Origin of the sequence: Flavobacterium sp., assembly GCF_035456085.1 — a bacterium.
In the GTDB taxonomy this organism is placed as follows: domain Bacteria; phylum Bacteroidota; class Bacteroidia; order Flavobacteriales; family Flavobacteriaceae; genus Flavobacterium.
Map to the genome: position 1 here is coordinate 1 of NZ_DATIDY010000260.1, position 14,978 is coordinate 14,978.

Here is a 14,978-nt window from a genome sequence, read left to right on the forward strand (position 1 = left end):
TAACAGCTGGCCAGATAATGTGAGTCTTGATAAAGCCAGAAGACTTTTGTGGCCAATCAAACAAAAATATGGTAAAAAAATCTCCTGGGCAGATTTGATGATTTTAACCGGAAATGTAGCTTTGGAGTCAATGGGTTTTAAAACTTTTGGTTTTGCCGGAGGGCGCGCAGACGTTTGGGAACCGGATGAATCCGTGTATTGGGGTTCTGAAACTACATGGCTTGGCGGAGATGAGCGTTATAAAGATGGATCAGAAGGTGTGCCAAAAGAACATGGAGTATTAGTTTCTGATGATGATGCAGATGGTCACATTCACTCTAGAAATCTGGAAAAACCTCTTGCGGCTGTACAAATGGGACTTATTTATGTAAACCCAGAGGGACCAGATGGTAATCCAGATCCTATCGCTGCTGCAAAAGATATAAGAGATACTTTTGGCCGTATGGCAATGAATGATGAAGAAACAGTAGCATTAATTGCTGGTGGACATACTTTTGGTAAAACGCATGGTGCCGCTTCTGCGGATCACGTAGATAAAGAACCAGAAGCTGCAGGATTAGAATTGCAGGGTTTTGGTTGGAATAATAGTTTTGGTTCTGGAAAAGGTCCAGATACCATTACAAGCGGATTAGAAGTTACCTGGACAAAGACACCAACACAATGGAGTAATAATTTCTTCGAAAATTTGTTTGGTTTTGAATGGGAGCTTTCTAAAAGTCCTGGTGGTGCACACCAATGGGTAGCTAAAAATGCCGAGGCGATTATTCCAGATGCTTTTGATAGTTCCAAAAAACATTTACCAACAATGCTTACAACGGATTTGTCATTAAGATTGGATCCGGAATATGAAAAAATTTCACGTCGTTTTCTTGAAAACCCAGATGAATTTGCTGATGCTTTCGCCCGCGCTTGGTTTAAATTGACACACCGTGATATGGGACCACGTTCCCGTTATTTGGGTGGCGATGTTCCTCAGGAAGAATTGTTGTGGCAAGATCCAATTCCGGAAGTGGATCACGCATTAATTGATGACAATGATATCGCTCAATTAAAAGAAAAAATTGTTAATACAGGTTTAACCATTTCGCAATTAGTTGCGACAGCTTGGGCTTCGGCATCAACGTTTAGAGGATCAGACAAACGAGGAGGTGCCAATGGAGCACGCATAAGACTGGCTCCGCAAAAAGACTGGCAAGTAAATAATCCTGCTCAGCTTAAACAGGTTTTGGACAAACTTGAAAGTGTTCAGGCTGAATTTAACGCTGCGCAACAAACTGGAAAAAAAGTTTCTTTGGCTGATTTAATTGTATTGGCTGGAAACGCAGGTATCGAAAAAGCAGCAAAAGCCGCAGGATATACTGTAACAGTTCCTTTTTCAGCAGGTCGTACGGATGCCTCTTCTGAGCAAACTGATGTTGAATCTTTTCAATATTTGGAGCCAAAAGTTGATGGTTTCCGAAACTACCGTGGTACTAAATCAGCAGTTCCTACAGAAGAACTTCTGATTGATAAAGCAAATTTATTGACACTTACTGCGCCAGAATTAACCGTTCTTTTAGGTGGACTTCGTGTGTTGGATATTAATGCTGATGGTACAAAAAATGGAGTATTTACACACCGACCAGGTCAACTTACTAATGATTTTTTTGTAAATCTTTTGGACATGAGCACTCAATGGCAAGCATTGTCTGATGACAAGGAGTTATACGCAGGAAATGATCGTTCTACAGGCCAGCCAAAATGGATTGGAACGAGAGCAGATCTTGTTTTTGGTTCTAATTCAGAATTAAGAGCTGTTGCTGAAGTTTATGCAAGCAGTGATGCCAATGAGAAATTCGTAAAAGATTTCGTTGCCGTTTGGACAAAAGTGATGAATCTTGATCGTTTCGACTTAGTTAAGTAATCAGGTTTTTATTTTAAATCAAAAAGGTGGTCAATTTTTTGATCACCTTTTGTGTTTTAGAATCTACCAACGACATTTTTCCGTAGAGACATTGCACTGCAAAGTTCCTACACAAGATATACTTTTAAAACCGATGGAAGAAGTTATTTTATATTGCTGAAACAAAATTATATTCCGCAAAGACGCGAAGGCGCAAAGGAATGAAACTTTGCGCCTTCGTGTCTTTGCGAGATATTTTATAGAATTCTGATTCGGATTTCTTTCGATAAAAAAACTTTAAACCTAAACCGGAATTTTTTCAATCAAAATTTCTGAGTCCGTAAGATCAAAATAAGTGCACGTCATTTCAATAATATCAACTCTCCATTTTGCGATTCCGCATTGACCAGCGTGATTGCAAAAAGTTAAATAATCCGTTTGACCATCTTGATGCATTACTAGAAATTCGATAAACCGCTCTTTGTTCACAGTTTTAGAAACTTCAATCAAATCATATTTTTCATCGGAAGTGACAGTATAATTATTTACACCATAATATTGGACATGGCCATCATGCACAAAAGTATCGTACCCTTTTACGCCCAAAATGATTAAATCTTGTATGTAATTTGGAAAATCAGCACCACTTTTTACTTTAGCATGGGCTTCTTTTATTTGCTCTATCGTAAACATATTTTTTATTTTTAAGGTTGATTATTGTTTTAAAAATGCAATTAATGGCTTTATAAATTGATCAAAAGATTCAATATGTGGCAAATGCCCAGTGTTGGGAATCTCAACTAATTTAGAGTTCGGAATTGCTTTTTGGGTTTTCTTGCCTAATTCGGCATAATTTCCCATTGTTTTACGGACTTCTTCAGGCACGAGTTGTTTTCCAATTGCGGTTTTATCTCTTGTTCCAATAATCAAAAGGGTTGGACTCTTAATGTTTTTAAATTCATATAAAACAGGCTGCGTAAAAATCATCTCGTACATAAGTGCCGAATTCCAGGCAACTATATTATAATCCGGAGCTGTTGTCCAGCCAGCGCTTAGTTCGGCCCATTTTTGAAAATCAGCGTTCCATTTTCCGTCATAATAATTTTCCAATTGGTATTTTTTTATGGCTTCATAATTTTGTTTTAATTCGCCGTCATACCACCAATCTACAGTTTTGTAAGGAACGACCAATTTCCAATCTTCTAAACCAATTGGGTTTTCGAGTACTAATTTTTCTGTAGTTTCAGGAAACATTAATGCAAATCTTGTTGCTAGCATTCCGCCCATGGAATGCCCTAAAATGGTTGTTTTTGTAACTCCTAATTGATCTAATAACTTCTTTGTATTTTCTGCAAATTGCTGAAATGTATATTGAAAATTATTTGGTTTGGATGATTTTCCAAAACCAATCTGATCAGGGACAATTACTCGAAAACCCTCTTTGGTTAACGCTTTTATTGTAGTCTCCCAATAGGCGCCATTAAAATTTTTTCCATGAAACAGAACAATATTTTTATTATTGTAATTTTCAGGTTTGATGTCCATATAAGCCATTTTCAAAGATTGGCGTTGATTGTTGACTTCAAAAAAAAGAACAGGAAAGGGATATTCGTAATTGCTCAAATTGATATCTAAGGCTTTTATGTTTTCCTTTTGTGAAAAACATACAAAAGGAATTATCAGTAGTATAAGTGCTATCTTTTTCATAATCAATGCTTTATTTGTGGTTATACTAAAATTAAACAACCTTTTTTTAAAACCAAAAATTAGAATACTAAAATTGTCAAGTAAATATTATTTGTATTTTATATTAAAGATCAACAAAATCATCACTTTTCGGAAAAATGCTTAAAGCATCAATTACGATTTGTGGAGTAGGCGTGGCAAGTTTCCTCAACTTTGTATCCATCCAGGCTCCATCAACAGTGATTGTAGCACATAACATTTCATTATTATAAAATTCATGAATGATTGACCATCGCGAAGCATCGGCTTTCATTTTTGACATTTTGGTTTTCATAATTATAATGTCAGAGAGTTTAATTTCTCTTCTAAAAACGCATTCTTCTCGGAATAAAATTGGACCAATATGTTCGGTTTGCATTACCCTTAAAGAGAGTCCTAATTGTTCGAGTAATTCGACACGGTGTTGTGCACCAAAGTCATAATATGCGCTGTGACGCAAGTGAAAATTGGGATCTAAATCAGACCAGCGAAAGGATAACTGTTTGCTAAATGTAGCCATAGAATTAAATTATTTTAATTTTTTCGCTAAGATACTAAGGAATTTTAAGCTTGCGGAAAACATTAATCAAACATGGGAATTTTATAACTAAATCTTTCTTTTTAAAAATAGTTTTGAAATTTTTTTATTCTACATTTGAATGGATTTCTCAAATTTTAAGAAAATTATAGATTTATCAAAAAACAAATAACCAATTATCGAACCGAATTAAATCAAGTTTTTTAATTCATACGTCTTACCTCCCAATGAAATGATATTAATTGTAGATGATATTCAAGCAAATATAGTAGCTTTAAAAAAAACATTGGAACTGCATAATATCGAAGTAGATACTGCACAATCTGGTGAAGAAGCTCTGAAGAAAATTTTAAAAACGAATTACTCCCTCATTATAATGGATGTTCAAATGCCCGGACTCGATGGCTTCGAGGTCGTGAACATTCTTTCTGAAAATCAAAAAACTAAAGATATTCCCGTGATTTTTTTATCGGCTATTAATGTTGAGAAAAAATATTTTATCAAAGGTTTTGAAACTGGTGCTGTAGATTATATCACGAAACCAGTTGATACTGATTTGTTAATTTTAAAAGTAAAAACCTTTTTAAAGATTTACCAACAGCAAAATGATTTGAAAATCATGAAAGAAATGCTGTCCAACGAAATCAAAATTAGAAAAGAAGCACAAGATAATCTTGAGGTAAAAATCGCTGAAAGAACCAAAGAACTGGTTTTGAAAAATGAGGAACTCGAATTAAGAAATGATGAATTGAGACAATTTTCATGGGTAGTTTCACATGATTTGAATGAGCCTATCAGGAAAATTCTAATATTCATTGGTATAATCAAAGATCTTTATTTGGTTGATAATGAAAAAGCGGTAGATTACATTAACCGAACTATCAAATCAGCAGAGAGAATGCAAACATTAATTACCGATTTGCTTGCTTATTCCCGATTAGCTGCTAGTGTGGTTTTCGAAAAAACAGATTTGAATGTTGTTTTAGAAGAGGTTCTTTCGGACTTTGATTATGTAATAGAGCGTAATAATGCATTGATAGAAGCAGATAAACTCCCAACAATTGACAGTGTACCGAGTCAGTTGAGGCAGGTGTTTCAAAATTTGATAGGGAATGCTCTTAAATTTTCTGGAAACGTCGAAGCGCCTAAGATTAAAATTACTTCCGAATTAATAAAAACAAAAGAATTTGATGGTGAAGTTTGTCCAGATGGTGAATATTGCCGAATTGTAGTTTCTGACAACGGAATTGGTTTTGATGAAATTTATCTGGATCGGATTTTTGTTATTTTTCAAAGTTTGAATGATCGTAAAGAATATGAAGGAACAGGAATAGGTTTGGCTATTACAAAAAAAATTGTTGAAAAACACAATGGATTGATAACTGCAAAAAGTCAATTAGGTAAAGGAGCAAGTTTTATAATGATCCTGCCGATAAAAAATAATAGCTAAAATTTTATATTAAATTATGAAAAATAGAAAGTTCAAAAGAAATGTAAGAATCAGTACGGTTATTTCATTATTGGTTTTAATCATTACTTCTACAGCATCTTACATAAGTATCAGAAAATTACTAGACAGCGTTTTTTGGGTCAATCATACTCAGGAAGTTATTTATAATTTAAATGCAAGTCAAAGCATGCTTTTAGATTCCCAAACCAATGTGCGCGGTTATTTGATTACTGGAAACGAAGAATTTGTGCGCATGTTTAATGAATCAGAATCCGGTGCGAAGACCTACTTTGATAAGCTTGACGAATTGACTATCGATAATCCTGTACAACAAAAATCAATACAGGAAGTAAGAGTTTTAAAAGAAAATTTTTCTAAATATCTGAATAACCAAATTGCCAAGAAAAAGCTCGGTAAACAAACACTTTTCTTTGATTTGACCGAAGGAAAAAGGATGATGGCAGAGTTAAAAAGCAGTTTTAGAAAAATCGAAAAAAATGAATTAAATCTATTAAAAGAGCGAAATGAAAACTCGCAACGCTACGGAAATTATAGTTTGATTTTAATAATTGTGGCTTTTGTAGTGGCATTTGTTATATCAATTATTTTCATGTTGAGGATTTTAAAGGATTTCAATGAGCGCGCCTTATTACAACAGGAATTGGAACGTAATGATATTGAAACTGCCGAAAGAATCAAGGCTATCAGTACCATCGCAAGCCATATTGCCAAAGGTAATTATGATATTAGAATAGACGATACTAAATCGGATGCCTTGGGAAGCGTTGGAGAATCACTGAACAATATGAGCCAATCGCTGAAACGATCTTTTACTTTACTATCGCAAAAAGAATGGTTACAAAGTGGTGTTGCAAAGCTTAATAATGTAATGTTAGGTGATAAATTCATAGAAAAATTAACTAACGATGTTATTGAATTTTTGTGCAGTTATACCAAAAGTAGCGCGGGTGTTTTGTATATTCTGGAAGGTGAAGAACTTGTATTAAAAGCTGGATATAGTTACATTCCGACTAAAAACAGAGAGCGTATCCGAAAAGGAGAAGGCTTATTGGGGCAATGCGTAAGCACAGGTGAACTTTTAGAATTGAAATCGGTTGCTGCTGATGATATTCATATCAATTACGCATTGGGCGAAATAAAACCAACTCATATCGTGGCGGTTCCTTTGTTTGACAATCAAGCTGAAGGAGCTTTCGAATTGGCCAGCATATCAGGATTTACTGATCTTCATTTGGAGTTTTTAAGAATCGTGAGTAATAATATCGGTATTGCTATCAAATCGTCTCAAAATCGTAAACGTGTTCTGGAACTATTAGAAGAAACAAGATCGCAGTCCGAAGAATTGCGCATTCAACATAGCGAATTGGAAGCAATCAATGCCGAGCTGGAAACTCAAACTGAAAAACTACAAGCTTCGGAAGAAGAATTGAGAGTACAACAGGAAGAATTGGAACAAACTAATGAAGAGCTTTCGGAACGCAGTATTTTATTAGAAGAAAAAAATAATGAAATACAGAGAAAATCCGAAGCATTAGAACTTACTACTCGTTACAAATCAGAGTTTTTGGCAAATATGTCACATGAATTGAGAACGCCTTTAAATTCTATTTTGCTGTTAAGCCGTTTGTTAGCAGAAAACAACAATAAAAGCATGAATAAGGAAGAAATTGAGTTCGCTCAAGTCATCCAAAGTTCAGGAAATAGTCTTTTAGGATTAATTGACGAGATATTGGATTTGTCCAAAATTGAAGCAGGAAAAATGGAACTCGAATTTTTGGAAGTAGAAACCAAAGAAATTACCGATAACTTATATAATTTGTTTTCGCAGGTTGCAAAAGAAAAAAACATCGAATTTGAAATTATTGCTGATGAAGCTCCAGTTATCCTTAAAACAGATAAAATGAGATTGGAGCAAATTCTTAGAAATTTAATTTCCAATGCTATAAAATTTACAGATAGAGGATCAGTAAGTTTAGAAATAAAAGTAAATACGGATGATGATAGAATAATTTGTTTTATTGTAAAAGATACCGGAATCGGAATCCCATTGGCAAAACAACCACTTATTTTTGAAGCTTTCCAGCAAGCCGATGGTTCAACTAAACGAAAATATGGAGGAACAGGTCTTGGATTATCAATTAGCAGAGAATTGGCAAAATTATTGGGCGCAGAAATTATTTTGCATAGCAAAGAAGGAGAAGGAAGTACTTTCACGCTTTGTTTACCAAAATTTGGATCAATAATCGAAAACAATAATGTTGACAATTTAGAGCAAATAGGAATTGCCAGTTCCGAAATCGAAGAAGCACAAGAAAGAAAGAGAAGATACACAGCTGCGGTGCTTCCTACAGAAATTGAAGACGACAGAAATTCCATTCTTCCAAATGAAAAAGTGATTTTAATTGTCGAAGATGATATCAATTTTGCACAATCACTTTTGGCTTTTAGCAGAAGAAATGGCTATAAAGGAGTCGTTGCTGTCCGCGGAGACTTTGCCCTCAATTTTGCTATTTTGTACAAACCTGTTGGAATTCTTTTGGATATTGAACTGCCGGTAAAAAGCGGTTGGGAAGTATTGGAAGAATTAAAGAATCATTCGAATACTAAGCATATTCCGGTTCACATCATGTCTTCTCATAAACTTAAACAGGAAAGTTTATTAAAAGGAGCAGTAGATTTTCTGGATAAACCAGTAGCGTTTGAAAAAATCCCTGAGGTCTTTGTTCGAATTGAAAACATCATCAACAAAGATTCACAAAAGGTTTTAATTATCGAAGATAATCCTAAACATGCCAAAGCGCTTGCTTTCTTTTTGGAAGCTAATAACATCAATTCGGAAATTAAAAGTGAAGTTAATGAGGGATTGACAGCTTTAACGAAAGAAGATGTTGATTGTGTAATTTTAGATATGGGAATTCCAGACAAACATTCGTATGAGATTTTGGATGGTGTGAAAAAAAATCCTGAATTAGAAAATATTCCAGTCATTGTATTTACCGGTAAAAGTTTGTCACTTAAGGAAGAAGTGAAAATTAAAAAATATGCCGATTCTATTATCGTCAAGACCGCTCATTCATACCAAAGAATGCTGGACGAAGTTTCACTTTTTTTACACTTAGTAGAAGAAAACAAAGATTTAGATGGAAAAAAAGAAAGTTATAAAAAACTGAATCAGCTTAATAATGTATTGCAAAACAAGAAAGTCTTGATTGTAGATGATGATGTTCGAAATATCTATTCTTTGACAAAAGCATTAGAAGTTTTCAAAATGAATGTTATTACAGCTTTTGATGGTAAAGAAGCCATTAAAGTGTTAGAAGAACATCAGGACACCGACATCGTATTATTAGATATGATGATGCCTAATATGGACGGCTACGAAACAGCCGAAAAAATAAGAGTAAACCCTAAATTTATCACATTGCCATTGATAGCTGTTACAGCAAAGGCGATGACGGGCGATAGAGAAAAATGTATTAGGGCAGGTGCTTCCGATTATATAACAAAACCTGTAGATGTTGACCAATTGTTATCTTTATTAAGAGTTTGGTTGTACGATAAAGTTTAATATAAATTTGAGTTGGAGTATGAATAAAAAAAGAGTCTTAATTATTGATGACGATTCAAGAAATATCTTTGCTTTGGTAAATACATTAAAAGCAAAATCCTTTGATTGTTTATCTTGTTTAAGCGCAGAAGAGGCTTTAAAACTATTAGAAACTAATGAAATTATTGATGCTGTTTTAATCGATATGATGATGCCGGAAATGGACGGATACGATGCGATCCCATTAATCAAAAAAATCCCTTCCCGAAAATCAACATTAGTTATTGCCGTTACGGCTCAGGCAATGGCAGGTGACAGAGAAAAATGTATTAATGCAGGTGCAGATGATTATATCTCAAAACCTATAGATGTGGATAAATTATTGAGTTCATTATCCAAAATTTAAATGAAAGATGATAGAGGACATTGAATTAGAAACCCTAATTAATGATATTTATGAATATTATGGTTTCGACTTTGGAAGTTATTCCAGAGCATCATTAAAAAGACGTGTAAATAGAATTTACCAGTTGGATGGCTTCACTAATTTTTATGATTTTTTATCAAAGGTAAAATACGACCCGGAATATTACACCAAAATGATTGACGAGATTACAGTCAATGTAACTGAAATGTTTCGCGATCCTTCTTTTTACAAGACCGTACGAAATGAAATTTTACCTATATTAGCTACAAAGCCTTTTATTCGTTTGTGGCATGCGGGCTGTTCGACAGGAGAAGAAGTCTATTCGATGGCTATTTTGTTGAAAGAAGCCGGATTACTTGAAAAATCATTGATTTATGCAACTGATATTAATTCTAAAGTTTTAGAAACCGCCAAAAAAGGGATTTTTCCTTTGCGAATGATGAAGGATTACTCCGAAAACTATAGAAATTCGGGAGGTCAAGAGGATTTTTCTAATTATTATATGGCCAATTACGGTAATGTTAAGTTTAATGAAGATCTGACCGCAAGAATGGTTTTTTCGCAACACAATTTAGTTTCTGATAATTCGTTTAATGAGTTTGATATGATTTTGTGTCGCAATGTTCTGATTTATTTTGATAATGATTTACAAAAAAGAGTCATCAATTTATTTGACGAAAGCTTATCAATGTTAGGTTTTTTGGCATTAGGTACAAAAGAGACAATAAAATATTCAATATCACAAACGAAATACAAACAAGTACATAATGAAAAATTATGGCGCAAAATAAAGTAATATCAGATTACAAAGTCGTAATTATTGGAGGTTCAGCCGGTAGTCTTCAAGCATTAATGAATATTTTACCCGCTATACCTGCAATAACTACGTTTGCACTTGTGATTGTATTGCATAGAAGAAGCACTGATGATTTAACTTTAGAGCGTTTAATAAAAATAAGAACAAAAATCCCAGTTGAAATCATCGAAGATAAATTGCCTTTTTTACCTGGATATTTATATATTGCTCCATCAAATTATCATTTATTGTTTGAAAAAAATGGTACTCTGGCGCTAGATTCTTCTGAAAAAGTAAATTATAGCCGACCAAGTATTGATGTCACCTTTGAATCAGCAGCAGAAGTTTACGGACGAAATTTAGTTGGAATTTTACTGTCAGGTTCAAATGCTGATGGAACCGCTGGAATAAAAGCAATTCAGGCTGCCGGAGGAGTAATCATAATCCAAGATCCCATATCAGCCGAAATGCCTTTTATGCCTAATCACGCCATCCAAAATTCTACTCCAGATTACATCATGCATCCACACGAAATTCTAGACTTTATTAATTCCATTGATACTTTATAGTAGAAACATTTGAATTCAACTTTTTCAGAAACCTATATACTATTCATTCAATAGAAAAATCTGAATTTTAACATAACAGATATTTTTTTATTCTTACCTTCAATTTATGATTTAAGTAACATAAAAAGGAAGCATTTTGAATCTGCAGTATAAATATAAATCGCAAGATTACGACCAATTCATTTTTTGCCTTGAAGCCGTTCCCGATGTAGAAACAAGCAGCATTACCGAAGTGGTCAAAAATCTCGAAAGACTGGCACTTGAGCAAGGGATTGCAAGTATTTATAAAACTTGTGATTCTATCGAAGGTCTCGAAGAAAGTTTGACGATTCTGCTGTATGATGACCACAATTTCAAGGATTATGAAATCATTTATTTGGTTATGCAAGGCAAAAGAAATACAATTTGCCTAAATAATTACTATTATAGTTTTGAAGAAATAGCAGAACTTTTTGAAGGTAAAATGAAAGGTAAAATAGTACATTTTGCCAATGCAAAAATATTGGATTTAGATCAGGAAGAAGCACAATATTTTCTCGATATTACTGGTGCCCGAGCAGTTTCGGGTTATGGTGTGGCGCATAAAACTATAAACAGCAATTTGTTGGATAAGGCTTTTTTTAGCTTATGTCAGGAATTTGATGATGTTGTAGAAATAGTAGAAGAGTTGCATCAAAAACATTATGCGCTTTGTAAGGCACTTGACTTTAGATTGTACTATTAAAATTTTTGATTACATAATGCAAATTTCTTAACCGTGATAATCCATTTTTCTTCGTATTTCCTCCTGTGCATTTTGTCCGGCCCATTTTTCGCATAAATATAAACCAAGATCAATAGACGAAGAAACTGCTCCAGCTGTAATGGTATCACCATCTTCGACTATTCTTGTTTTTACCACTTCTTTACAATAGTTTTGGAGTGTTTCGTATTCCTGAAAATTAGTAGTTGCTTTTTTGTCTATTAAGAATCCGGCTGCGCCTAATAATAAGCTGCCTGTACAAATAGAAATTTTATAAGGCACAGTTTGAGCCGTTTTTATCCATTCGATAAATTCGGTATCCAATACTAAATTTCTTGTACCGAATCCTCCTGGTATAATGATTGCATCATAATTTGCTAATGAATTTTTGATTTTAGTGGGAACTACTTCCAAACCAAAATTATCTACTATATTTTTATTTGAAAAAGCACAAATGTCCCAAGTTAAATCAGGTAAATATCCCATTGATTTTAATCTGCTTAATGGATCATAAATACCAATAAAATCCAACAAAGTTATTTGGTCAAAAAGGATATATGCAATTTTCATTTTAATAGTTTTTTGAGAGTGAATTGTTCGATGTTATGATTTTAACTTTCAAATAGTTCTATTTCGGCTAAGGTCAATCTTTTAATTCTCCTTCGAATACCACAACGGCTTCTCCATAAATAAAGACTTTGTCCTGAATAATTTCGGTATTCATTGTTCCTGTTCTGGACGAAGATTGGAAAGCATTTAGTTTATTCTTATTCAATTTTGTAGCCCAATATTTTGTCAAAAAAGTTTGTACTCCTCCCGTTACTGGATCCTCATTTGTTCCAGCCCAAGGCCAAAAATATCGGTAGTGAAAATCAAAGTCACTGTTATTTGATTGTGCTGTTACTAAAACACCATTTATTCCATCATAAGATTTGATTAGCGAAGGAAAGTCTGGACGTAAATCTGCTAAAACCTTTGTGTCTTTGATTTCTATTAAAATTATTTTATTATTTTGACTGTATCTCTTATTTACTATTTCATTAATACCAAGAGCATTCAACAGTTCGTTTGGAATTTCTATTTCTTCAGTTTCATATACAGGAAATTGCATTTTGATTTTAGCTCCAGATTTTTCTATTTTTAATTCAACATTGTCGATGTTTATGAATGTAATAGTATCAAAAGATGTCGTGTCAAAAAGAATTTTTGAAGAAGCTAATGTGGCGTGACCACATAATGGAATCTCCATTTTTGGTGTAAAAAATCGGATACTATATACTTGATCAGCAATTTTTTTAATAAATGCAGTTTCAGAAAAACCAATTTCAGTTGCAATGTCCTGCATGGTTTTATCGTCTAGATTGTTTTCTGTAATACAAACTGCCGCTGGATTTCCTTTAAATTTTTCATTCGTAAATGAGTCTACAAAATAAGTCTTCATAATTTTGAATAATGATATATCAACAAGTCCTTTGTGTATTTTATTAATAACGTCTTGCTAATGTACAGTTTTTGCGAGACATTTAATTTGTATTAGTAAATGTTAAATTGGAATTTTTCTGATTGTACTACCTGAGTCTTTTTTTCGTAATTACTTTCAGAAATAGGAATCTTAGTTTTACGGATTTTTGGTATAAAAAAACCTCTTTACATTTCAATAACAAATGTAAAAAGGCTTTCAATGTGGTTTATGGTTACAGACTATTTATTTCTCAACTTGTAAATTAGTACTAATAGCAATTCTGTTCCAGGCATTTATTGTAACAACAGCCATTATAAGTTGAGCGATATGATTTTCGTCAAAAAACTGGGTTGCTTTTTTATAGACTTCATCAGATAATCCGTGATTGTGAATTAATGTGATTTCTTCCGTGATGGCCAGAACTACTTTTTCTTCTTCTGTAAATAAATCGGTTTCTCTCCACGTATTCAGTAGAAAAATACGTTGAGGTGTTTCACCGTTTTTGATAGCATCTTTGGTGTGCATATCTAGGCAAAACGCACATTTGTTGATTTGCGAAGCGCGAATTTTTAATAACTCTTTGTGTGTTTTTGATAATTGAGTGGTTGCCAAATAACCTTCTAATGCGTACATTGCTTTATAGGCTTGAGGGGCGATTTCGTTGATGTTGACTCTTTTTTCCATTTTTATCTGTGATTTAAATTTTGATACGACAAAGTTCTAAATCATACAACAGAAAAAACTTAAACTGGTTTAAGAACGTTTTTTATTTCTTATTTCGCTTAAATATTCCGGGGTAAAACCTAAGAAAGAAGCAACTAGGTACTGAGGAATTCGCTGCACAAACTCGGGATATTTATTGTTGAGGTGATGATAAAATTCTTCTTTCGAAAAACTATATAAATATTTCATTCGCATCTGTGAAGCGGCGTAAGCACGTTGGTAAACAAATCTGAAATAGCGCTCCATTTTTGGATATTCAATTAATAATTTTTCTTGCGAATGATAATCGATCACTAAAACTTGTGAATTTTCGACCGCTTGGATATAAAATTCTGAAGCTCGTTTGTTTTCATAAGCGATATTATCAGTGATCCACCAGTTTTCAATGGCAAATTCGGTGGTTTGTTCCATGCCTTTTTCATTAACAAAAAACTTTCTTAAGCATCCGCTGAGAACAAAATAATTAGATTTACAAATATGTCCTTCGATTAACAAATTCTCTTTCTTTCTAACTTTTATAACCTGAAAAAATGCTGAAATAGCAGCGAATTCTTCATCATTTATGGCAATGAATTTATCTAAATGTTTTTTGAATATTTCAGACATAATTTATAAGAAAGAGTTTGTGGATTTTTAAATTTAGGAGCTGTCATTTTTATTTAGCTTCAACCACTGCTAAATTATTGATTATTTTCCATTCATTATCAGTATCCAAAACCAATGAATTGTATGAAATAAAATGGTTTTCTAAACTTTCTAAACGAAGTTTAACCGATGCAATTGTTTTGCTTTCATCAATACTTTCTATTATCATTTTTCGGGGTAAACCGCCAAAAATTCCATCACGAATATTAGCCAAATATTTTTCTTTGTCAATTACAGTTACGCCTGTAGTTCCCATAAAACCATTGTTGGTCACACGAAAATCTTTATGTAATACTTTGTCTAAAAGTGCTGTGTCGCTGTTGTCTCCACCTTTTACAAAATTGGTGATGGTTTGTTTTATTTTGTCAGTCATTTATTTTGTCTAAAGTTTAATTGTATGTCTAGAGGTGTCTTTACAAATGTAAAAAAGTACAGCATAAACTGTACTTTA

The 14,978-nt window shown here is 33.3% G+C and carries 15 protein-coding genes; 7 read left to right on the forward strand and 8 right to left on the reverse strand.

Annotated features, from left to right (window positions below; genetic code table 11):
• The coding region (gene katG / locus VLC96_RS18620) for a catalase/peroxidase HPI (RefSeq protein ID WP_325265339.1) at positions 1–1,903 on the forward strand (1,903 nt) is incomplete at its 5' end.
• Between the two features lie 282 nt (positions 1,904–2,185).
• Here katG and VLC96_RS18625 read toward each other — a convergent pair.
• The 3 genes from VLC96_RS18625 to VLC96_RS18635 all read right to left on the reverse strand — a co-directional run bounded on the left by VLC96_RS18625 (position 2,186) and on the right by VLC96_RS18635 (position 4,127).
• Positions 2,186–2,575, reverse strand: coding sequence for a DUF1398 domain-containing protein (locus tag VLC96_RS18625; protein ID WP_325265340.1), 390 nt, complete (start codon positions 2,573–2,575; stop codon positions 2,186–2,188).
• A 21-nt stretch (positions 2,576–2,596) separates the two neighbouring features.
• Entirely contained in the window at positions 2,597–3,589 is a 993-nt protein-coding gene (locus tag VLC96_RS18630; protein ID WP_325265341.1) for an alpha/beta fold hydrolase, read from the reverse strand.
• A gap of 103 nt (positions 3,590–3,692) precedes the next feature.
• Positions 3,693–4,127, reverse strand: coding sequence for an acyl-CoA thioesterase (locus tag VLC96_RS18635; protein WP_325265342.1), 435 nt, complete (start codon positions 4,125–4,127; stop codon positions 3,693–3,695).
• Between the two features lie 250 nt (positions 4,128–4,377).
• On the opposite strand from VLC96_RS18635, the gene VLC96_RS18640 reads away from it, so the two are divergent.
• The 6 genes from VLC96_RS18640 (at position 4,378) to VLC96_RS18665 (ending at position 11,679) form a co-directional block, all read left to right on the forward strand.
• Positions 4,378–5,595, forward strand: a complete 1,218-nt coding sequence (locus tag VLC96_RS18640; RefSeq protein ID WP_325265343.1) for a hybrid sensor histidine kinase/response regulator — start codon at positions 4,378–4,380, stop codon at positions 5,593–5,595.
• Between the two features lie 16 nt (positions 5,596–5,611).
• Positions 5,612–9,184, forward strand: coding sequence for a hybrid sensor histidine kinase/response regulator (locus VLC96_RS18645; protein WP_325265344.1), 3,573 nt, complete (start codon positions 5,612–5,614; stop codon positions 9,182–9,184).
• A gap of 19 nt (positions 9,185–9,203) precedes the next feature.
• Positions 9,204–9,569 carry a response regulator gene (locus tag VLC96_RS18650; protein ID WP_325265345.1) on the forward strand — a complete coding sequence of 122 codons (366 nt, stop codon included), beginning with the start codon at positions 9,204–9,206 and terminating at the stop codon, positions 9,567–9,569.
• 7 nt (positions 9,570–9,576) lie between these two features.
• Positions 9,577–10,386 (forward strand): CheR family methyltransferase, encoded by an 810-nt coding sequence (locus VLC96_RS18655; protein ID WP_325265346.1) that lies wholly within the window; start codon positions 9,577–9,579, stop codon positions 10,384–10,386.
• Positions 10,368–10,955 carry a chemotaxis protein CheB gene (locus tag VLC96_RS18660; RefSeq protein WP_325265348.1) on the forward strand — a complete coding sequence of 196 codons (588 nt, stop codon included), beginning with the start codon at positions 10,368–10,370 and terminating at the stop codon, positions 10,953–10,955. Before VLC96_RS18655 ends, VLC96_RS18660 begins: the two co-directional genes overlap by 19 nt.
• Before the next feature lie 136 nt (positions 10,956–11,091).
• A complete protein-coding gene (locus VLC96_RS18665; RefSeq protein WP_325265350.1) occupies positions 11,092–11,679 on the forward strand; it encodes a DUF6642 family protein in 588 nt (195 codons plus the stop codon).
• Positions 11,680–11,706: 27 nt separating this feature from the next.
• Here VLC96_RS18665 and VLC96_RS18670 read toward each other — a convergent pair whose 3' ends face one another.
• From VLC96_RS18670 to VLC96_RS18690, 5 genes are all read right to left on the reverse strand, one after another.
• Positions 11,707–12,267 (reverse strand): DJ-1/PfpI family protein, encoded by a 561-nt coding sequence (locus VLC96_RS18670; protein WP_325265352.1) that lies wholly within the window; start codon positions 12,265–12,267, stop codon positions 11,707–11,709.
• A 73-nt stretch (positions 12,268–12,340) separates the two neighbouring features.
• Positions 12,341–13,138 carry a PhzF family phenazine biosynthesis protein gene (locus VLC96_RS18675; RefSeq protein ID WP_325265354.1) on the reverse strand — a complete coding sequence of 266 codons (798 nt, stop codon included), beginning with the start codon at positions 13,136–13,138 and terminating at the stop codon, positions 12,341–12,343.
• 264 nt (positions 13,139–13,402) lie between these two features.
• Complete coding sequence (locus VLC96_RS18680; protein ID WP_325265355.1) at positions 13,403–13,843, reverse strand: carboxymuconolactone decarboxylase family protein; 441 nt, start codon at positions 13,841–13,843, stop codon at positions 13,403–13,405.
• A 69-nt stretch (positions 13,844–13,912) separates the two neighbouring features.
• Complete coding sequence (locus VLC96_RS18685; protein WP_325265356.1) at positions 13,913–14,488, reverse strand: Crp/Fnr family transcriptional regulator; 576 nt, start codon at positions 14,486–14,488, stop codon at positions 13,913–13,915.
• Positions 14,489–14,537: 49 nt separating this feature from the next.
• Complete coding sequence (locus VLC96_RS18690) at positions 14,538–14,900, reverse strand: nuclear transport factor 2 family protein (protein ID WP_325265357.1); 363 nt, start codon at positions 14,898–14,900, stop codon at positions 14,538–14,540.
• Between the last annotated feature and the right edge of the window lie 78 nt (positions 14,901–14,978).

What these genes read in the sequence shown, in the direction of transcription:
- VLC96_RS18675 (WP_325265354.1), bottom strand. Translation starts at nt 13,138, where the DNA reads ATGAAGACTTATTTTGTAGACTCATTTACGAATGAAAAATTTAAAGGA.
- VLC96_RS18635 (WP_325265342.1), bottom strand. Translation starts at nt 4,127, where the DNA reads ATGGCTACATTTAGCAAACAGTTATCCTTTCGCTGGTCTGATTTAGAT.
- VLC96_RS18670 (WP_325265352.1), bottom strand. Translation starts at nt 12,267, where the DNA reads ATGAAAATTGCATATATCCTTTTTGACCAAATAACTTTGTTGGATTTT.
- VLC96_RS18655 (WP_325265346.1), top strand. Translation starts at nt 9,577, where the DNA reads ATGATAGAGGACATTGAATTAGAAACCCTAATTAATGATATTTATGAA.
- VLC96_RS18645 (WP_325265344.1), top strand. Translation starts at nt 5,612, where the DNA reads ATGAAAAATAGAAAGTTCAAAAGAAATGTAAGAATCAGTACGGTTATT.
- VLC96_RS18650 (WP_325265345.1), top strand. Translation starts at nt 9,204, where the DNA reads ATGAATAAAAAAAGAGTCTTAATTATTGATGACGATTCAAGAAATATC.
- VLC96_RS18640 (WP_325265343.1), top strand. Translation starts at nt 4,378, where the DNA reads ATGATATTAATTGTAGATGATATTCAAGCAAATATAGTAGCTTTAAAA.
- VLC96_RS18680 (WP_325265355.1), bottom strand. Translation starts at nt 13,843, where the DNA reads ATGGAAAAAAGAGTCAACATCAACGAAATCGCCCCTCAAGCCTATAAA.
- VLC96_RS18630 (WP_325265341.1), bottom strand. Translation starts at nt 3,589, where the DNA reads ATGAAAAAGATAGCACTTATACTACTGATAATTCCTTTTGTATGTTTT.
- VLC96_RS18660 (WP_325265348.1), top strand. Translation starts at nt 10,368, where the DNA reads ATGGCGCAAAATAAAGTAATATCAGATTACAAAGTCGTAATTATTGGA.
- VLC96_RS18685 (WP_325265356.1), bottom strand. Translation starts at nt 14,488, where the DNA reads ATGTCTGAAATATTCAAAAAACATTTAGATAAATTCATTGCCATAAAT.
- VLC96_RS18690 (WP_325265357.1), bottom strand. Translation starts at nt 14,900, where the DNA reads ATGACTGACAAAATAAAACAAACCATCACCAATTTTGTAAAAGGTGGA.
- VLC96_RS18625 (WP_325265340.1), bottom strand. Translation starts at nt 2,575, where the DNA reads ATGTTTACGATAGAGCAAATAAAAGAAGCCCATGCTAAAGTAAAAAGT.